Consider the following 20,163-nt stretch of genomic DNA (forward strand, 5'->3'; position numbering starts at 1 on the left):
CTCATTTAGAGCGTGTAATAAGTTTAAGTGAATTCTATGTTAAATTAACCAATTTCGATGTATTTCATCCTGTAAAATACGTTCCAAATTTTCAAAAACAATGCCAATTAAGACAGAAAAAAGACTGCATACTTATTTTTGCAGTCTTTAAACAAGGTAATTAAATTTAAATATTTTATCCATCGTGAGACTCCTACTTCTACAAGTGGCAAGCATAATGTTTACCTATGTTGCCCGGACCGCTGCCATAACTCTTGAGCGTGTTTACGTGTAATTTCGACTTCCCCGCCTCCAAGCATCCGGGCGAGTTCCTCAATGCGCTCGAGCTCTGGCAATAGTTCAACTAGTGTCCGTGTCCTTTCGCCATTTACTTCTTTAACAATGCCATAATGAACATCAGCGAAGGCTGCCACTTGCGCAGCATGAGTTATGCAAAAAACCTGTTTACTATGGGAAATTTTCGCTAGTTTCTCACCCACTTTGTGAATTGTCCTGCCGCCAACCCCGCTGTCAACTTCGTCAAAGATGAAGGTTCCAACAGACTCTACTTTAGCCAATAAACTCTTGAGGGCCAACATTAAGCGGGACATTTCTCCTCCTGACGCGACTTTTACCAAGGGCTTAGGCGGTTCTCCGAGATTGGCTGAGAAATAGAATTCGACTATTTCTGCCCCCCCGGTTGTTGGCTCTGTGTTCGGCGCAAACCGAACTTCAAATCGACTTCTCTCTAAGCTCAGATCTGCAAGTTCGAGGGTTAGCCCACTCTCGATACGTTCAGCTATTTTTAGACGTTTCTGGCTTAGTTGCTCTGAAACAGTTTTATAGGCAAGAAGTGCTAATTTCTTTTCTTTATGAATTGTTTCAAATTGTTCCTGAATATGAGTAATTTTATCCAATTCTTCAATCATGCACAACCGCCTATCCAAGACGTCATTCAAGATTGTCCCATATTTACGGAGCCTATTTAACTGAATAAGCCGCTCTTCAATCTGGTCGAGCCTGCCCGGTTCAGAGTCAAAGTTATCCTTATAACCTCTTACTTGATCGGCCAAATCTTCTACAGCATAATAGATGGATTCGACTTGATCAATTACATTAAACTCTTCATCTAGTCTAGCCAGCTCTTGAAGGGCTTTACGCGCTTGACCTAACAGGTCAAACACTGCAATCTTGCCCGCTGAACCCTCGTAAAGCGCAACGTAGGCTTCTGACACCAAATTTGTAATGCGTTCTGCATTAGTTAAGCGTTTCTTCTCTTGGGTAAGTCCTGCCTCTTCTCCCGGAAGTGGGTTAATTAGATCGATTTCCTCAATTTGATAACGAAGAATTTCTTCTCTCTTTTGACGTTCCTCTTCAGAAATAGATAACTCCCGTTCCTTGCGGATAATTGCGTGATAAACTTTCGCGGCGTCATTGACTAAGATGACATCGTCATGAAGCCCCCCTAGCGCATCCAATAGGTCTCTATGGGTTTCAGGGCGAAAGAGAGACAGATGGTCTATTTGTCCGTGAATATCCACAAGTCCTTCACAAAGTGAACGATATAGGGTTAAAGGAATTGTCCGCCCTTGAAGGCGGCAGATGTTTTTTCCTGAGACATTTATTTCACGATAGAGAAATAATTGGCCATCTTCTACGGGATAACCTGCTAATTCAAGCCGTATTAAAGATTCTGGGACAAGATCTTCGAAGATCCCTTCAACCCGAGCCTGCGCTTCCCCATGTCGGATAAGATCTGCGCTGGCCCGTCCACCCAAGAGAACCCCAAGCGCATCAATCAGCATTGATTTTCCTGCGCCAGTTTCTCCCGTGAAAACTGTTAATCCACGGCCAAACTTCAAGCGTACCGCTTCCATTAGACCGAAATTCTCAACGTTCAACTCAGCTAGCATAATGCCCCTCCTATCCAAGCAAGGTGGTAATTCGCTCTAAGACCGTCGAAACTGCTTCTTTTGGCTTAATAACCAGAAGAATCGTGTCATCCCCTGCTACAGTGCCGATGATCTCTTCCCAATTGCTATTATCCAGGACTGCTGCTAAGGCATGAGCATTCCCTGGGATTGTTCTAATCACGACTAGACTTTCTGTGTCATTAATAGAAACCATCGTTTCGCGAAGTACACGCTTGAGACGATCTTGTAGGTTAGTCGGATGCACTTCTGTCGGTACAGCATAGCAGTAATCGTCACCTGCACTAGGGACTTTAATGAGACCCATTTCCTTAATATCTCGGGAGACCGTCGCCTGAGTGACATTAAAGCCTGCCAAGTGCAATTTTTCCGCAAGATCTTCTTGAGTGTGAATGATCTCCTTGGTGATAATTTCCTGAACTTTCATCTGGCGTCGTGCTTTCATTACTAGCCTCCTTTACGCGATTTCGCGATTTTCGATCTCGTTTTCTGCGCATACAGTTCCTAGCTCGTGCCTCGAATTCTACTCATGCCAACGATCCCTCAGTTTCTCTCGAACCACTTGGGGAAAACTTCGACTACCTAACCGAATTAGTTGAGCTTTTACCGTAGCAGTTTTTATAATGACTGTTTCTCCTGAGCAAATCCTGACGCTATTCCGTCCATCGAAGGTCACCATGCATTGCTGACCACTTACTAAAATAATTTCTAGTTCCTCCAAATCCGAGACAACTACAGGGCGGGCAGACAAGGAATGCGCTGCCAAGGGCGTTAGTAAAATCGCTTGAACATTGGGACTAACAATTGGTCCACCTGCCGAAAGCGAATAGGCCGTAGAACCCGTCGGAGTCGAAACTATTAAACCATCAGCCGGGTAACTTATGGTAGGTTCCCCTGACAGATTCGCTTGAAGTGTGATTACCGAGTCGGTGCTTTCTCTAGAAAACACCACATCATTTAAAACGAGGAGCATTAAATCGTCCAAGCCATCACGCTTAACAACGGCACTCAACATCAATCGTTCTTGAATTATATAGTCCCCACTCAGAACCTTTTCTAGCGCACCAAAAACATCTTCCCTCTCAATTTCGCACAGAAATCCTAATTTTCCAAAATTCACTCCTAACACCGGGATCCTAAACGAGGCTCCCTCTCGAGCGGCTTGAAGAAGCGTCCCATCCCCACCAAGAGAAATAAGAAATTGTGCTCGACGTTCAATTATATCTTTCCACTCTGTTAGAACAGTCCATCCACGGGCCTCAAACCAAGGTCTAATTTGGAGGCTGAACGTCTGGGCTTCTGGTTTACTCATGTTGAGCCATAAACCAACGACTCTTTCCATCGTTAACCCGTCTCTTTCTGAGCATTTTGAACAATACGTTCAAGCTCTACATGCCAATCTATTCCAGGACTCTTTTGTAACCCCAGCCAAGCAAGGTATTCTATGTTTCCTTCTGGACCACGAATTGGAGAATAATCCAAACCTAAAACTTGAAAGCCCACATTTTCCGCTTGGCCGAGAACATACTCCAAAACCTGTTTATGAACCAAGATATCTTTTACGACGCCCTTTTTACCCACATGTTCACGGCCAGCTTCGAACTGGGGCTTAATCAAAGACAACACCTGCCCGTCTGATTTAAGAATGGCAAGCATAGCTGTGAATATCTTAGTGATGGAGATAAATGCTACATCTGAAACAATCCAGTCTACTTGTTCAGGAAGAGAATCTTTATTTAGATAGCGGGCATTCACCCGTTCCATCGAAACAACACGGGGATCTGTACGGAGTTTCCAATCCAACTGTCCATATCCAACATCTACGGCATAAACTCGTTTTGCACCGTTTTGCAAGACACAATCAGTGAAGCCACCAGTCGAAGCTCCTATATCCGCGACCACTTTATCCTTAAAGGGGAGGGAAAAAGCTTCTACCGCTTTGGCAAGTTTTAGTCCACCTCGAGAAACAAACGGCAAGGCTTGCCCCTTTAGTTCGATCAAAACATCTTCTGATAGTTCCGTGCCAGGCTTGTCCACGCGTTGTCCATTGACAAAGACAATCCCAGCCATTACCGTAGCTTTGGCTTTTTCCCGACTCGTTGCTAACCCGTTTTTAACCATTAAAACATCAATACGTTCTTTCCCTTTAGCCACAATATCCCTTCCGTCCCTTCCAGTACCACTTCTACGAAGCGGGAGTGGTACCCCGTACAAAACGAGCACTTGCCCATAACAGATGGCTTCAGCGCCGCTGTAAAGAAAACTTGGCTAGCGCCAAGCCTTCAGGCGCCGGCGGTCACCTTAGTTACACTAATGCTTCCAAAAGTATATAACTATCAGTTATACCTTCTGTTCTGGAAAAACCCATTTTCATTTACCAGTGGTACCGCTCAGCGGCATGGGGGTCTGACTAGTGTGAAACAGGCGCAGGCGTTCTGCTGCTTTTACAATTCCTTTAACCGATAAGCCATGAACGCTATGAAGTTGGGAAATCGATCCCTGGTCTACGAAAGCATCATACCCAATACGTTCAAGCGTTACTCCTTCAATTCCTTCTTCTTCCAGAAGTTCTAAAATAGCGCTTCCCATCCCCCCCTTGAGGATATGATCTTCCACCGTTATGATTTTCTTGGTTTGTCGTGCATAGTGTGACAATAATTCGCGATCGAGCGGACTAATAAAACGCAAGTTAATTACTGCAGCTTCCACGCCGCGATGACGCAACTCCTGAGCTGCCAGAAGACAGGTATTAACTATAGGCCCGATCCCAATTAAGATTACATCCCTGCCTTCGCGCATAACTTCTGCTTTGCCGATTGGAATTTCCTTTAACGGTTCATCCATTGACACACCCTGACCCACAGATCTTGGATACCGCAACGCTACTGGTCCGCGGTGCTGAAGAGCCGTATAAAGCATATGTCGCAATTCGTTTTCATCTTTTGGAGCCATAAATATTAGATTAGGAATAATCCTAAAGATTGAAATATCAAAGACTCCATGGTGTGTCGGTCCATCATCCCCAACAACACCAGCACGATCAATCGCTAAGACAACATTGGCCTGTTGTAAACAAACATCGTGGAGCACTTGGTCATATGCCCGCTGATAAAAGGTTGAGTAGATGGCGACGACAGGTTTAAGGCCCCCAAATGCCAAGCCAGCTGCAAAGGTGACGGCATGTTGTTCTGCAATTCCGACATCATAAAAACGATCTGGAAATTGACTAACAAAGTCTTTAAGTCCGGTTCCACCTGGCATAGCCGCACTGATTGCCACGATCTTAGGATCTATCTTGGCAAGAGAACAAAGAGTTTCTCCAAAAACGGCCGTATAGGTCGGTGGAGCAGATTTCTTAATGATTTTTCCGGTTTCAGGATCAAACGGACTAACCCCGTGAAATATATCTGGATTTTCCTCTGCGGGTTTGTACCCTTTTCCTTTACACGTTACAACATGGACAAGTACCGGGCCCTTTTTATTTTTAGCCTGGGTTAGAAGTTGTTCAACCAAGGCTTGATCATGTCCATCAATCGGTCCCAAATAGGTGAAACCAAGTTCCTCAAAAATCAGTCCTGGAACTAGTAGGTATTTCAAACTATCTTTAGCTTTAGCAACCGCTTTAGCAACTTGCGTTCCAATAACTGGAATCCGTTTTAATAGGTACTCGATATCCTCTTTTCGCTTATCGTACCGTGGGTCACTCCTCAATCGACTTAGGTAGGATGACATGGCTCCCACATTTGGGGAGATGGACATTTCATTATCATTTAATACCACAATCAGATTGGTTTCACTATGTCCAGCATGGTTTAATGCCTCAAAGGCCATACCACCTGTCATTGCCCCATCTCCGATCACAGCTATAACACTGTGTCTCTCGCCTAGGACATCTCGTGCTTTGGCAAATCCGACGGCAGCAGATATGGATGTACTAGAATGACCTGTTTCAAAGCAATCACAGTCACTTTCTGCCCTTTTAGGAAAGCCGGAAAGGCCATGATATTGGCGGATGGTCTTAAACCTATCCAAACGGCCAGTCAAAAGTTTATGTACATAAGTCTGATGACCGACATCCCAGATAATCTTGTCACAAGGACTATCAAATGTCCGGTGTAGCGCCAAGGTTAGTTCTACGACCCCTAGGTTCGGCGCCAAATGTCCACCATTCTTAGAGACCACGTCTATCATTTCTTGTCGAATCTCTTGCGCTAGCTTTATAAGTTCTTCCAAATTTAACACGCGCAAGTCTTTCGGCGCATGAATACTTTCGAGCAGTCCCATTTTTTTGCCCCCTTGTTTAAGTCAGTCTATATAAGAAGCCCTACAATGATTCCTACACTCACACCCCCAAAGACTTCTAACGGAGTATGCCCAATAAGTTCTTTCAATCGATCTTGGTCAAAATGAAGGCTCGGATGCAAGCGTTCAACCAACCGATTGAGGACTTCTGCCTGTTTCCCCGCGGCTCGTCGAACACCTGCCGCATCATACAACACTATCATACCAAAAACTGCAGATACAGCGAATATCGGAGAATCCCACCCATAGTACTTCCCGATACCTAAAGCCAAAGCGCTCACTGTTGCGGAGTGGGAACTTGGAAAACCGCCTGAGCTAAAAATGAGTTGTACATTCAATTTTCTCAACGTTATTAAACTCACGACGACTTTGAGAATTTGAGCAGTCGCCCAAGCTGTCACAGCTGAAACTAGAATTGTATTATACAGTATTCCAGGTATAATCGGCATAATAACGACCTCTTTCAATGCTGGCGTTGTTGAATAAAGGATGCTAGCTCAGTTAGAAAAATGGCGCCTTCATTAAATGGTTTCAAAGAAGATTGTGCCTTAAGGATTTGATCATGCAATTGATGCTCAGCGCCTTCGAGCCCTAGCAAAGAAACGTAGGTCGCCTTGCCCTGACGAAGGTCACTCCCAGCTGGCTTACCGAGTATTTCACTGTTCCCAACCACATCTAAAATATCGTCTTTTATTTGAAATGCCAATCCCAAGGCCTTGGCATAATCAGTCAGCGCCTTAACCTGCTTCTCCGTCCCTCCCGCTAAAATTCCTCCGAGTCGAGCAGACGCAGTCAACAATGCTCCAGTTTTCCCCTTATGAATCTCTTCAATTTGGTCCAAGTTTAAGGTTTTTCCTTCTCCGGCCACATCTGAAACCTGCCCTCCAACCATACCATCTTTTCCGGCAGCTACAGCAACTTCACGAATAATACGAAGTTGTCTCTCAGGCAGACCCACGCCTGGGTCTGCGAGCAGTTCGAAAGCATAGGTCAATAACGCATCCCCAGCCAGAATTGCGTTGGCCTCTCCAAATACCTTATGATTTGATAGTCTCCCTCTTCGATAATCATCATTATCGATAGCCGGTAAATCATCATGAATTAATGAATATGTGTGAATAAGCTCCAATGAAACTGCGGCAGGTAGGATCTTTTCTGGATCTCCTCCAACAACTTCTGCAGAAGCCAGCGCCAAAACTGGACGAATACGCTTTCCGCCCCCAATTAAGGAATAATACATGCTCTGGTTTAAAATATCTTTGTCCCACAGCAATTTGCCAAGGAACTGATCGATCATCGTTAGATATCGTTGATAGGTTACCTTGAACACGTTGACGTTCATCCTTCCGTTTCAAAACTTGCTGGTTTTACCTGCAACTGACCATCGGGACCTTCAAGGAGTATTTCCATCTGTTTCTCCGCTAGATTCAGTACGTTAGAGCAGTACTGAACAAGACCCACCCCGTCCTTGAATAAATTCAAGGCTTTTTCCAAGGGGAGATCCTTTTGCTCAAGTGTTTTAACAATCTTTTCTAAATGTTGAAGACCTGTTTCCAGCGAAACAACTTCTTCTTCCTGTTCAGCAAGCGTATATGGTGATTTTTCAAGCTCAGAAGGCTCCACAAAAAGGTCATCCGTCCACGTTTCGTTACTCATTGTTTAATCTCCTTCTCTAACACTTGACAATGTAAAGTGCCTTCTCCTAAATGAATTCTTATCTGCTCATTCAGAGTTACTTGGCTTGATGAGCGCAAAAGGAATCCTTTTGCATCGTAAGTCAATGAGTATCCTCGGCCCAGAATAGCCAAAGGACTCAGTAAATCCAGTTTAGCAGTCAATAAATTCAGTATACCATTTTTATCAGTTAGAAATCTAGTCATGCTCTCCTGTAGGCGCGTTTGCAGGGTATCTAAGCGTTGTCGATTCTGATCGATACGCCAAAAAGGATCTTTGAGGGGCCCCTTGTTGGCGATCCCTTCAAGAATCTGACGTTTCCGCTCGATGAGCATCCCCATCCCAGCTTCCAGGCGGGCGCTCAGTTGTGCCACATAAAGCTGCAAATCTTCTAAAATAGGTACGGCGAGTTCAGCCGCAGCCGAAGGGGTTGGCGCTCTCAAATCCGCCACGTAATCTGAGATAGTCACATCCGTTTCATGTCCCACAGCAGAGATCACTGGTATGACGGAGGCTGCTATAGCCCGGGCGACTACTTCCGTGTTAAAGGCCCATAGTTCTTCAAACGAACCCCCACCACGGCCAAGGATAATAACATCAACTGCTCCATGGCGGTTAAGCCGAGCGATTGCTTGGGCTAATTCCCGTGGTGCTGCCTCACCTTGGACTGCAGAAGGCGCTAAAATCCAGGACATCCCTGGATGTCGACGACCCATAACATTAATAATATCACGAATAACCGCTCCGGTTGGACTCGTCACAATCCCAATACGTTTAGGAAAACGCGGGATTTCTTTTTTCACTAAAGGGTCAAATAGCCCTTCTTCAGCCAGTTTCTTTTTAAGCTGCTCAAATGCCAAATAGAGTTGGCCGAGTCCGCTCGGTTCCATCTCTTCTGCGTAAAGTTGAATCGTTCCCTCCCGCTCATACATACGGATATTTCCCCGAACCATTACTTTCAATCCATCCGCAGGCACAAAACGCACGCGTTCGGATCGGCTTTTAAACATGACCCCTTTTAGACTAGATGACTCATCTTTCAGCGTAAAATACCAATGCCCGGAAGCACGGTGGTTCTTAAAGTTTGAAAGTTCACCACTGATCCAGCAGTTTTGCAAATCCGCTCTATCCTGCAGAACTTGACCTATTTGGCTGACAAGTTCTGATATTGTCCATATTTTGGGCATCTCTTTCACCTCAATGTCTATTATAACCTAAAGAAAACTTGGTTAACACCAAGTCTTCAGGCGCTGCCATAGATGGACGAGTGTCCCTGTAGCCATGGAGGGCGAGAAGGGACCACTGGAGATAGCCTTAATTGAAGTATACAGCGTTTACTTATACTTTCTGAATAGTAAAAAAAAGAGGTATGGAAATAATCCCGCACCCCTTCTCAATATTATTTAAGGTTGGAACCAAGAACTACGAACATCGGGTTTTACATTCGGCTTTGAACCATAGCCACAGTCTCAGCACAAAGAACAGCTGCTTGTTCAAACAGTCGTGTACGTTCGGCCAACACTTTTTCTTTATAGACCTCATTTTTAATTCCAGGAAGGTTTATATCTACACTAAGCATGGCTGATTTCAGCGCACTTTCCGCTAAATAGGCCGCGACGCCAACGTCACTAATCGCTCCTTTGTTGCCAATTGGAGCGAGTTCTTGTGCCAATTGTAAGATCTTATAACAATTCTGAGAAATCCCCAGCGGAGTATCTGTGGCTGAGACTAGCACCTCTTGCAGTTTCTCAGTGCGCACGGTTTTTTCCTCTTCAGTGCTTTTGGGTAATTTTAAAACGGCCATGAAATTCGAGAATTCGGCAATATCCTGACTTAATCCCGTCTTTAATAAGGAAAGTACCATTTCAGCCTGAGATAAAATCTCCTTTACTTGTGGTTCTACCTCTTTATACTTTTCCTTGCCTATTGTGAGATTAGCGACCATACAAATCATCGATGCAGCCAGTGCTCCAACATAAGCGGAAACACTCCCTCCACCTGGTGTAGGTGATGAGCTAGAAGACACCGTCAGAAATTCTTCCGTCGTCCATTCCCAAACTTTATTTGTGTCCATTAACGTGTCCCTCCTTGCAGAACGATTCCTTTAAGAACGTTACGCATAAGCAAGGCAGTCGTCAACGAACCGACTCCACCCGGCACTGGCGAAATTAACGAAGCCACTTCTTGGACGCCTTCAAAATCTACATCTCCACAAATTCCACCTGGAATTTCATTGATACCCGCATCCACAACAATCGCACCTGGTCTAACCATATCCTTTTTAATCATCTTAGCTCGACCTACGGCTGCGATTAAAATATCGGCCTGGCGAGTGAATGCCCCTAAATCTGGTGTTTTAGAGTGACAAATGGTCACAGTGGCATTGTACTTTAAAATCATAAAGACAAGAGGTTTACCAACAGTTTCCCCTCGACCCACTAAGACTACGTGTTTTCCAGCAATCTCAACACCCGAGCGCAGAAGTAATTCTATACAACTTTCTGGGGTAGCCGGAAAAAGACCCTCTTCACCACTTAAAATATATCCTCGATTGATAGGATGACCTCCATCGACATCCTTATTTGGTTGCACTGCTGACGTAATTACATTTTTTGAAATTCCCTTTGGAAGGGGAAGTTCAATCATAATGCCATGAACGTCTTTATCGTTGTTTAAAAGGTTAATTTGCTTTAAAATATCTGCTTCTAGTGTATCAGAAGGCATCGTGAAGAGTTCAAAGGCCATACCCATACCCTCAGCAACTTTTTGCTTTGACCGCGCATATACCACGGAAGCAGGGTCATCTCCAACTAAAATCACCGCCAGTTTAGGCTGTACCCCTTTTTCTTTCCACTTTGCAATTTCCTCACGAACTTCTTCTTTGAGAACCTTTGCCACTGCTTTACCATCCAATAACTGAGCCAATTGACACACTCCTTTCGAAAAATCCCTATCTATAATCCAAGCAATTTACTTACTTTGTTTTAAGATACGAATCGATGCCTACAGCAGCCTTTTTACCAGCGCCCATCGCCAAAATTACAGTAGCAGCGCCAGTAACAATATCTCCACCCGCAAAAACACCAGGCTTAGACGTCATAAGAGTTTCAGGGTCGGCGACGATGTTACCCCGTTTGTTCAAATCCAATCCTGGAGTGGACGTTGTCACCAATGGGTTCGGTCCCTGCCCAATTGCCACAACCACCGTATCCATCGGAATCTCAAATTCTGATCCAGGAATAGCAACTGGGGAACGTCGTCCGGAGGCGTCCGGTTCTCCAAGTTCATAGCGCAAACAAGTTAAGCTGTTAACCCACCCACGCTCATCTCCAACGATTGCAACAGGATTCGTTAAAAGACGGAATTGTATCCCTTCTTCTTCCGCATGTTCAAGTTCTTCATTCCTTGCTGGCATCTCAGCGCGAGAACGACGGTAAATAACATAAACATTTTCTGCACCTAAGCGTAAGGCTGTGCGTGCCGAATCCATAGCGACGTTTCCTGCGCCGAGAACTGCTACGTTTTTCCCTACTTTAACTGGGGTTGCATAGTCAGGGAACTTATAACCCTTCATCAAATTAGTCCTGGTTAAAAATTCGTTCGCGGAATATACTCCATTTAGGTTTTCTCCAGGAATATCCATAAAGTACGGAAGTCCTGCGCCTGTCCCAATGAACACTGCGTCATATCCGTTGGCCATCAGTTCATCCACCGAAGTGATTTTGCCGACCACTTGGTTCGTAAGAATTTCAACTCCCATTTTCTTAAGGTTTGAAATCTCCGTCTGCACAATTTCCTTTGGTAAACGGAACTGAGGAATTCCATACATCAATACGCCACCAGCAACATGCAATGCTTCAAGGATCGTTACAGCATGTCCGGCCTTCGCTAAATCACCTGCGCAAGCCAATCCTGCAGGTCCGGCCCCGATAATGGCCACACGTTTACCAGTCGGCTCCACTTTCTCGGACTTGGCTTCATTCGACTTCATGCCAAAATCCGCAGCAAAACGCTCTAGACGACCAATAGCTACTGACTCCCCTTTAATTCCCAAGATACATTTACTCTCGCATTGGACTTCTTGAGGGCAAACTCGACCACAAACTGCCGGTAAAGAATTCTTAATCTTTAGAACCCTTGCCGACTCTTCAAAATCTCCTTCAGCAATCATTTTAATAAAATCCGGAATAAGTACTTCTACAGGACATCCTGAAATGCATAATGGCTTCTTACATTGCAAACATCGCTTGGCTTCTTCCATAGCCGTTTCTTGTGTATAGCCCAGAGCTACTTCTTCAAAGTTATGCGCTCTAACCAGAGGTTCTTGGCAAGGCATTTCGTGGCGAGGTATTTTTACTTTCTTTGTTTTTTCTATAATCTCTGCCATTAATGATGCCCTCCTTCGTGGTCACATTCCAACCGAGCCTTGGCCCGGTTCTCTTCGTCTTTAAAAAACGCTAAACGTTTCATAGCCAGATCAAAATCGACCAGATGTCCATCGAATTCCGGTCCATCTACACAGGCGAATTTAGTTTCATTACCAACACTAATCCGGCAAGCACCACACATTCCAGTCCCATCAACCATAATTGGATTCATGCTGACAATCGTTTTGATACCCAAGGGTCGGGTATAATCCACAACTGCTTTCATCATTACCATGGGACCGATTGCCCAAATCACCTTAACCTGATGCCCTTGAGCTAAGACTTGAGCTAGCCCGTCTGTCACGAACCCTTTAACGCCCTTGCTACCGTCATTCGTGGCAATAACAACTTCATTACTCACTGCACGCATTTCTTCTTCTAAAATCAGAAGATCCGCACACCGTGACCCTAAGACGGAAATCACATGATTTCCTGCATCTTTTAAAGCCCGTGCAATCGGATAAATGGGGGCAATCCCCAACCCCCCACCAATGCAAACAACGGTACCATGATTTTCAATTTCTGAAGCTACTCCTAACGGTCCAACAAAATCTTCAAATTCGTCCCCTTCATTCATCGCAGTAATGAGGGCCGAAGAATATCCTACGTCCTGTACAACAATAGTAATGGTCCCTTTTTCTCGGTCAAAGTCCATGACAGTTAGTGGGATGCGCTCACCCAATTCATCTACACGCACAATAACAAATTGGCCTGGCTCAACTTTGGCGGCTACAGCCGGTGCGTCAACTTCTAGCAGGGCAATGGCCGGTGCCAACAGTCTTTTTTTAACAACGCGGTACATTTAACTCCTCCTCAATGTCTATATAATTTACCATATCATTATGTTTATTCGAGATGTTAATGCGTTTTCCCTTCAATGTAACAACATTATTTCGATTAATTTAGAAGATTAAGTTATCAACATTTTTTTTGATTCCTATATCAAATTAGCCGACTAAATTTAGTTCATTATATGAATATTTCAAATATTCATATAATGAACTATTACTTAAATTGATACTTCTAGAGTATCAATTTAAGTAATGGCTGGTAAGGTAAAATAAAGTTAAAAGCCCAAAACAATTACTTGTTTATGGGCCCTTTTTGTTCTACTTTCGAGACACTTGCAACGACTCGGTCAAGAATTCCATTCACAAACTTTGCCGATTCCTCGCCTCCAAATCGTTTCGCTAATTCGATAGCCTCATTAAGAGTCACTCGTCCAGGAATATCTGGACAAAACAGAATCTCATATGTAGCTAGACGCATCACATTTCGGTCCACGTTTGCCATACGGCTAAGTGTCCAATCCTGAGCAAATGAAGCAATCGTCTGATCGATTTCTTCCTGATGGGCTATCGTTCCGTCAACTAAGCTCTGGGCAAAGGGCCTACTAGCCTCAGGTACTACAAATTCCGCTGCCCAACAATCTACGATCTCGGCAGTAATTAGGGTTTCTTTCGTCAGGTCCCTTTGAAAAAGTACTTGCAAGGCAGTCTCACGGGCTAATCTTCGACTCAAGGGAATTCCTCCTAGTACTTTCTAAAATTTTTTTCTAACCATGTTGTAATAATTTTATTATCATCTTGTCGTTTTCCTAAGACAAATCCCAGAATAGCAAACAAGGCTAATATCACTGTACGCCAGAAACCAAGTGTCACCATTAGTAAACCCAATACAAATCCTAGAGACGTTCCTATCAGTTTACCCGGATGATTTTCGATGGCCCAAACTAAAAACTTGGTAATTATCTCTCCAGTTTTCGACCAAAACTCACTCATCTGGCGCGTGTCAGATGGGCCTTCTCCAGACGTTGCACCAGCACTTTCACCTCTGTCACCATAATTCCTGTATAAAGTTCCACATCTTCCTTAACCTTCGCTTGAAGTTCTTCGGATATTTTTGGGATGCTCTCGCCCTGCTCAAATTGGCAAGAAATCATAATCTGAAGTCCAGCGTCTCGCTCTCTCAGGGTTGATTGGACATGTAACACATTCGGCAGCGCCGTTGCACTTCGTGCAATAATTTCCTGTAATGCATCCTGAGAAATCCGCACATTTCCTCCTTTGGATGACGTTTGGAAGGAACGATCCGAACGTTCGTGCGGTCGCATAAACAGAAGTAATCCCAACATGAGCAAAACAGCAGCTACAACAGTAGTTTCCCATGGGTTTACTTTGAACCACTGGACTCCATGAGCAAGCAGAACGTAAGGAAGCCCCCACCCCGTTGCGATGGCTAATATCCAAAGAGCCCCAAGTATTAAAAGGAATCCCAAAATATACGCAAACATTTGTCGTCCCCTCTTTCAGAAGCCGTTGCTAAATACTATGTATCAGTCTAAAAGCTCTGGTTGCGTTCCCGATTTTTGCATGAAGAAGAGTCTGTCTTATATTTATCCAGCTATCAACTTGCCCCCCCTGGTATATCCAGGGGGGGCCGACTCTACTTCAGACGAAAGTCTTCTTCTTTGATTTTAGTTTCAAGTGATGGTTTAAAATTCACCCCTTGAACATGAACATTTGCCTCTACAACCTTTAGCCCCGTCATGCTTTCAATGGCTTCCTTCACTGCTTCCTGTACGCTTAAGGCGACCTCAGGAATTGATACACCAAATTCTACAACGATAAAGAGATCTACTGCAACTTCATGTTCACCGACTTCAACTTTAACCCCTTTTGACAGGTTTTTATTTCTCCCTAACATGTGTGCAAGATCTCCTACAAGACCCCCACTCATGCCAACTACTCCCTCAACTTCAGAAGCAGCTAACCCAGCAATGACTTCAACTACTTCGTCAGCAATCCGAATAGAACCGAGGGAATTATCCGTTCCCAAGCTTTCCATCTCGTACCCTCCATATTGATGTTCGTCGTCTGTGGTTCATGGTTCGAAAATCGCACTCCAAATATCGAACATCACCTTTTTCCAATATTATGTTGTTATTATACCAAATAAGGGCTGATCTAGCAAAGGCATTTTTGGCAGTTGCTATTTTTCGAATTTTACTCCCCTAAAATACGTCGTTGAATAAAATTCGTATAAACTTCTCCACGACGGTAGAAGGCATTGTCTAACACTTTCAAGTGAAATGGAATCGTCGTATGAATCCCTTCGATAACATATTCCTCAAGGGCTCGCTTCATACGTGCTATGGCCTCTTGCCTCGTAGCACCCCAGACAATCAACTTCCCGACCATCGAATCATAGTAAGGTGGAACCGTATACCCCTGATATACTGCACTGTCAACCCGTACTCCTGGCCCACCTGGAACATGATAGATTTTAATCATCCCTGGTGAAGGCATGAAGTTCTTATCTGGGTCTTCTGCATTGATTCTGCACTCTATTGCCCAGCCTCGAACTTGAACATCTTCTTGAATTAATCCCAGCGGCTCACCAGCTGCTATACGAATCATTTCCTTGATTAAGTCAAGTCCCGTTACCATCTCTGTGACGGTATGCTCGACCTGTATCCGAGTATTCATTTCTATGAAATAGAAATTCCCGTGACGATCCAATAAGAACTCAATCGTCCCTGCACTTGAATAGTTAACCGACTTAGCCGCTTTGACAGCCACCGCACCCATTTCAGCTCTTAACTCTGGGGTTATAGCACTTGAAGGAGATTCCTCGAGAAGCTTTTGATGGCGACGTTGTAGTGAACAATCTCGTTCTCCCAAATGGACTACATTACCAAATTTATCTCCTAATATTTGAAATTCGATGTGTCTGGGTTCTTCAACGTATTTTTCTAGGTAAACCTCAGCGTTGCCAAATGAGGCCTGGGCTTCGTTTTGTGCCGCTTGAATGGACTTGATCAATTCTTTGGAGTTTTGAGCAACCCGCATTCCTTTACCACCGCCGCCGGCTGATGCCTTAATTAAAACGGGATACCCGATTTCTTCCGCAACTGCCCCAGCCGCTTCTACATCTTTGATGATATCTTTAGAACCAGGAACTACAGGTACGCCGCACTCAATCATTGTTTTCCGTGCCATGGCCTTATCTCCCATGGATTCGATGACTTTCGGGGATGGCCCGATAAATGTGATGCCACATGATTCGCATATCTCTGCAAAGCGAGCATTTTCCGATAAGAAGCCGTATCCCGGGTGAATGGCATCAACACCTGTTAATTCTGCCGCGCTGATTATGTTAGGGATGTTTAAATAACTCTTGGCACTTGCCACGGGCCCGATGCAAATTGCTTCGTCCGCTGCCTTGACGTGCAAAGCTTCTCGATCTCCCTCAGAAAAAACAGCGACCGTCTCAATATCAAGCTCGCGACATGCACGAATGATGCGCAAAGCGATTTCTCCGCGATTCGCGATCAAGACTTTTTTAAACATACTACTTCTCCTTATTTTCAATGATGAATAGCGGTTGACCATATTCCACAGGTTGCCCGTTCTCAACAAGAATTTGAATGATCTTACCCTCTATTTCTGACTCAATTTCATTCATTAATTTCATAGCTTCAACAATGCAAACAGGCTGCCCCACTTCGACCATCTGACCGACTTTAACATAAGCAGCTGCTTCTGGAGACTGTGAACTATAAAACGTCCCTACCATAGGAGACGTGATCATTTTTGTGTTCTCCAAGCCAACTTGTTCTGGAGCTTTAGGAGAAGCTTCAATAGTGGGAGAGGGATGAACTGCAGGAGGTGCAACAGCACGCTCCGTTCCCTCTTGACGTGCACTGGCAATCACTGGAACACCGGCAAAACTTGGTCCTTTGCGAATGGATACCTTCACTCCATCGCTTTCAAGATTTAATTCACTGATTTCAGTTTCATCTATAATCTTAATTAATTCTTTTATCTCTTGTAAATTCAATTTCGAGTCCTCCTTAGATAACCACGCTGGCTGTGTTTCTTTCGTCTCTTTTGTCTCTTTAGGCCCCTCTCTGGATATGACGCCAGCCTGTCTCTCCTCAAAAAACTTCTTGGCGACTTGAGGGAAAATGGCATAACTGATCACATCTTCTGGGGAACGAGCTAATTCTGCACTTTCTCGCTGTGCCTTAGCAAGACCTGGTTCCAGAATATCAGCCGGCCGAACGGTCAGCGGTTCCTCATCGCCAATAATTTTTTTCTGAATTTCATGGTCTATTGGGGCTGGGGGACGACCATATTGACCACGAACATAGGCCTTTACTTCGCCTGGTACTAATTTATATCTTACCCCGGTCAGCACGTTTAATACAGCTTGTGTCCCAACAATTTGACTTGTAGGTGTGACCAGCGGTGGATATCCTAATTCTGCTCGAACCTTAGGAATCTCCTCCAGCACATCATGAATGCGCTCCAATGCCCCTTGTTCTTCCAGTTGAGATACAAGGTTGGAGATCATTCCGCCCGGAACTTGATGTTCAAACACTCTCATATCCGAGATACGAGTTATACCACGTTCGAAACCTCGGCTTTTACGCAATGCTTCAAAATATTTCGCAATTCGGAACAGCTGACGCAGATTCAAGCCCGTATCATGTTCCGTGTCTTGTAACGCCCGAACGACGGTTTCGACAGGAGGTTGACTTGCACCAAAAGCCAAAGGAACACTGGCAGTGTCAATAACATCCACACCTGCTTCTGCTGCTTTTAAGTAAGTCCCGACAGCCATTCCCCCAATATAATGGCTATGTAAATGAACCATGATCCCTAACTCTTTTTTTAACAACGAAACCAATTCATAAGCCTTGTACGGGGTTAGCAATCCTGCCATATCTTTTATACAGATGGAATCAGCACCAAGTTCAGCAAGTGACGTGGCTGTTTCTAAATAATGTTTTGTGGTATGAACTGGGCTTATGGTATAGACAACAGACGCCTGAACATGGGCACCTGCTTTTTTTGCCGCGTCCATTGGAACAACCATATTTCGAACATCGTTTAGCGAATCAAAAATACGGATAATATCGATCCCATTTTTCACACTCAGTGAGACAAATTCTCGAACGACATCATCTGGGTAGTGTGAATACCCAACTAAGGACTGGGCTCTTAATAGCATTTGCAGTGGCGTCTTTTTGACAATACTCTTGATCTGACGCAACCGCTCCCAAGGATCCTCACCTAAAAAGCGCAAACAGACATCAAAGGTGGCTCCTCCCCATACTTCTAGCGAAAAAAACCCAGCCTCATCCAACTCGGTTAGAATTGGCAGCATATCTTCAGTTCGCATCCGAGTGGCCCAAAGGCTTTGGTGAGCATCCCTCAAAGTTGTATCCGTAATTTTGACTGGTTTCACTGCCTTTACCCCTCTCTGTATTCTCCCCATTGTTCGAATATCCCTGCAATGGTTAATCTTTTTATTATCGCAAAATAAGACATATATTTATTATATGGGGGTGCGGGGTGTTTATCAACGAGATGATAGTAAGTATACAGTATTTTATGACAGATACTATTCACCCTATGTAAGCGAGATTAAACCGCATAAGCTGCTACATAGACAATGCAGCCCAATTCTATGAGCTGCACTTCCGGATCAGTAAATGTAATTATCTTTAATTTATTTTCCTATTCTAATAACGCTTTTACTCCAAACATAGTTTGATAGCCGCCAACAACCCCGATTAATACACCTACAACTATCAGCCATTTTGGGATGTTTGTAGTCACCCATAATATTATTAGCAACATCGTTTCTAACTATACCATCTTCCGGTGGATAGACCTATTTTCGAGCTGATATTGTAATTTTATCAAGTCGAACTTTTGTTACCCTCACGACGATGTCTTGAATGTGACTTACTTCATTCGGTGTTAAGCTGGGGGCATAAACAATGACTGTCACATTTTCGGGGAAAACGTCTGCCACAGCATCTTGGAACCCTTTCATTTTGAGAAGGTTCTCGACTTCTCCTTCTTTAAGTATTTTCGTACTGAGTTCAAGCCATTTTTCTTGAGCTTGTACTTTACTCTTATCGACCGTTGAGTTTAACAACTCGGAAAGCATTGCTTTTGTTTCTTGGCGAAATTGGTCTCGTTTTAAGCGATAGTTCACAAAATAATTTTCCCCTGAAACGTTTTCTTTCACTGTTTCAACTTCAAACTGAATCGGAGGGTCCTCGACGGAAGCATTAACAGGTAAACTCGCTTGTCTCGAAAAATAGGCAGGTGGTTCGGACTTGATCACCCAAATTCCAAGTGCTGCAAGAATTACCATCAAACTCACTATACCACCCACCCACAATTTATATACGTGTCCGAAAAGCAGGATGACCGGTCTCTTTCCCCGACTATTAAACATACGTTATGATCCTCCCATCGGTACGACAGTGATTTTAGTACCCGGGATACTAAGGAGCGTTTGTACTGCTAAATGAATTCCCTCTCTCACCGTTGCGTCCCTAGCTCCCTCAGCAATAATCAAAACTCCTGCAACTTCTGGACGATCTTCCATGACCATGACTGGTTGAGATGAACCACTGGGCATGACCACTTGATTATTTTCCGTTACTTCCGTCGTTTCCCTAGTTCCTCCGGTCTTATCTGTTTCCTTTGAAGTTCGTTTCGTAACATTCTCGTTGCGTGCATACTCAGTTTTTAGCCCGGTTGAAAAGCTAACAGAAACATGCACCTTGCCAGCCCCTTCCATCTGCAATAAATTGGCTTGTAATTTGCTCTCTAATTCTTTTTCCAAGGCCCCGATTTTCGTCATTGAGGTCGACGAAGGCGTAGTCTGGGCAGACTTAGACAGCGTTCCCTGGGTAGGCGTTGCTGGCTCTTTACCAAAGTAAATGAGCGACATCCCAATTACGATAACTGCCACTAAACCAATTAACATTCTGTCCGACGATGAAATTTCTTTGAGTAGCTTCATACTCAAAATCTCCTTCC

Annotated in this window: 21 protein-coding genes; all 21 read right to left on the reverse strand. The window is 44.3% G+C overall.

Annotation, left to right across the window (positions count from 1 at the left end; all coding sequences use genetic code 11):
* Positions 1-221: 221 nt before the first annotated feature.
* The 21 genes from recN to E4K67_RS13985 all read right to left on the reverse strand — a co-directional run bounded on the left by recN (position 222) and on the right by E4K67_RS13985 (position 20,146).
* A complete protein-coding gene (recN, locus tag E4K67_RS13885; protein WP_135547647.1) occupies positions 222-1,892 on the reverse strand; it encodes a DNA repair protein RecN in 1,671 nt (556 codons plus the stop codon).
* 10 nt (positions 1,893-1,902) lie between these two features.
* Positions 1,903-2,355 carry an arginine repressor gene (argR, locus tag E4K67_RS13890; RefSeq protein ID WP_135547649.1) on the reverse strand — a complete coding sequence of 151 codons (453 nt, stop codon included), beginning with the start codon at positions 2,353-2,355 and terminating at the stop codon, positions 1,903-1,905.
* Positions 2,356-2,433: 78 nt separating this feature from the next.
* Positions 2,434-3,252: an NAD(+)/NADH kinase gene (locus E4K67_RS13895; protein WP_135547651.1), complete on the reverse strand. Its 819-nt coding sequence runs from the start codon at positions 3,250-3,252 to the stop codon at positions 2,434-2,436.
* Positions 3,253-3,254: 2 nt separating this feature from the next.
* Positions 3,255-4,064, reverse strand: coding sequence for a TlyA family RNA methyltransferase (locus tag E4K67_RS13900; protein WP_135547931.1), 810 nt, complete (start codon positions 4,062-4,064; stop codon positions 3,255-3,257).
* A gap of 216 nt (positions 4,065-4,280) precedes the next feature.
* Complete coding sequence (gene dxs / locus E4K67_RS13905) at positions 4,281-6,194, reverse strand: 1-deoxy-D-xylulose-5-phosphate synthase (protein ID WP_135547653.1); 1,914 nt, start codon at positions 6,192-6,194, stop codon at positions 4,281-4,283.
* A gap of 26 nt (positions 6,195-6,220) precedes the next feature.
* On the reverse strand, positions 6,221-6,661 hold the full coding sequence (locus E4K67_RS13910) for a divergent PAP2 family protein (protein ID WP_135547655.1): 441 nt from the start codon (positions 6,659-6,661) through the stop codon (positions 6,221-6,223).
* 14 nt (positions 6,662-6,675) lie between these two features.
* A complete protein-coding gene (locus tag E4K67_RS13915; protein ID WP_338031869.1) occupies positions 6,676-7,542 on the reverse strand; it encodes a polyprenyl synthetase family protein in 867 nt (288 codons plus the stop codon).
* Positions 7,543-7,550: 8 nt separating this feature from the next.
* Positions 7,551-7,868, reverse strand: a complete 318-nt coding sequence (gene xseB / locus E4K67_RS13920; RefSeq protein ID WP_135547657.1) for an exodeoxyribonuclease VII small subunit — start codon at positions 7,866-7,868, stop codon at positions 7,551-7,553.
* Complete coding sequence (xseA, locus tag E4K67_RS13925; RefSeq protein ID WP_135547659.1) at positions 7,865-9,073, reverse strand: exodeoxyribonuclease VII large subunit; 1,209 nt, start codon at positions 9,071-9,073, stop codon at positions 7,865-7,867. Before xseA ends, xseB begins: the two co-directional genes overlap by 4 nt.
* 251 nt (positions 9,074-9,324) lie before the next feature.
* Positions 9,325-9,960, reverse strand: a complete 636-nt coding sequence (locus tag E4K67_RS13930; RefSeq protein ID WP_135547661.1) for a cyclodeaminase/cyclohydrolase family protein — start codon at positions 9,958-9,960, stop codon at positions 9,325-9,327.
* Positions 9,960-10,811 carry a bifunctional 5,10-methylenetetrahydrofolate dehydrogenase/5,10-methenyltetrahydrofolate cyclohydrolase gene (locus tag E4K67_RS13935; RefSeq protein WP_135547663.1) on the reverse strand — a complete coding sequence of 284 codons (852 nt, stop codon included), beginning with the start codon at positions 10,809-10,811 and terminating at the stop codon, positions 9,960-9,962. Before E4K67_RS13935 ends, E4K67_RS13930 begins: the two co-directional genes overlap by 1 nt.
* A gap of 49 nt (positions 10,812-10,860) precedes the next feature.
* Entirely contained in the window at positions 10,861-12,273 is a 1,413-nt protein-coding gene (gene gltA, locus E4K67_RS13940; protein ID WP_135547665.1) for an NADPH-dependent glutamate synthase, read from the reverse strand.
* Complete coding sequence (locus tag E4K67_RS13945) at positions 12,273-13,115, reverse strand: sulfide/dihydroorotate dehydrogenase-like FAD/NAD-binding protein (RefSeq protein ID WP_135547667.1); 843 nt, start codon at positions 13,113-13,115, stop codon at positions 12,273-12,275. Before E4K67_RS13945 ends, gltA begins: the two co-directional genes overlap by 1 nt.
* 281 nt (positions 13,116-13,396) lie before the next feature.
* The gene (gene nusB, locus E4K67_RS13950; protein WP_135547669.1) at positions 13,397-13,834 is read right to left on the reverse strand and encodes a transcription antitermination factor NusB; all 438 of its coding nucleotides are present in this window, start codon (positions 13,832-13,834) and stop codon (positions 13,397-13,399) included.
* Positions 13,835-13,845: 11 nt separating this feature from the next.
* Positions 13,846-14,094 carry a DUF2273 domain-containing protein gene (locus E4K67_RS13955; RefSeq protein WP_135547671.1) on the reverse strand — a complete coding sequence of 83 codons (249 nt, stop codon included), beginning with the start codon at positions 14,092-14,094 and terminating at the stop codon, positions 13,846-13,848.
* A complete protein-coding gene (gene amaP / locus E4K67_RS13960; protein ID WP_135547673.1) occupies positions 14,091-14,606 on the reverse strand; it encodes an alkaline shock response membrane anchor protein AmaP in 516 nt (171 codons plus the stop codon). Before amaP ends, E4K67_RS13955 begins: the two co-directional genes overlap by 4 nt.
* Positions 14,607-14,758: 152 nt before the next feature.
* The gene (locus E4K67_RS13965; protein ID WP_135547675.1) at positions 14,759-15,160 is read right to left on the reverse strand and encodes an Asp23/Gls24 family envelope stress response protein; all 402 of its coding nucleotides are present in this window, start codon (positions 15,158-15,160) and stop codon (positions 14,759-14,761) included.
* 158 nt (positions 15,161-15,318) lie between these two features.
* Positions 15,319-16,665 carry an acetyl-CoA carboxylase biotin carboxylase subunit gene (accC, locus tag E4K67_RS13970; protein WP_135547677.1) on the reverse strand — a complete coding sequence of 449 codons (1,347 nt, stop codon included), beginning with the start codon at positions 16,663-16,665 and terminating at the stop codon, positions 15,319-15,321.
* A 1-nt stretch (position 16,666) separates the two neighbouring features.
* On the reverse strand, positions 16,667-18,568 hold the full coding sequence (accB, locus tag E4K67_RS13975) for an acetyl-CoA carboxylase biotin carboxyl carrier protein (RefSeq protein ID WP_135547679.1): 1,902 nt from the start codon (positions 18,566-18,568) through the stop codon (positions 16,667-16,669).
* 429 nt (positions 18,569-18,997) lie between these two features.
* Complete coding sequence (locus E4K67_RS13980; RefSeq protein ID WP_135547681.1) at positions 18,998-19,573, reverse strand: SpoIIIAH-like family protein; 576 nt, start codon at positions 19,571-19,573, stop codon at positions 18,998-19,000.
* A 3-nt stretch (positions 19,574-19,576) separates the two neighbouring features.
* On the reverse strand, positions 19,577-20,146 hold the full coding sequence (locus E4K67_RS13985; protein WP_135547683.1) for a stage III sporulation protein AH: 570 nt from the start codon (positions 20,144-20,146) through the stop codon (positions 19,577-19,579).
* Positions 20,147-20,163 lie beyond the last annotated feature (17 nt).

It is taken from the genome of Desulfosporosinus fructosivorans, assembly GCF_004766045.1.
Lineage (GTDB): Bacteria > Bacillota > Desulfitobacteriia > Desulfitobacteriales > Desulfitobacteriaceae > Desulfosporosinus > Desulfosporosinus fructosivorans.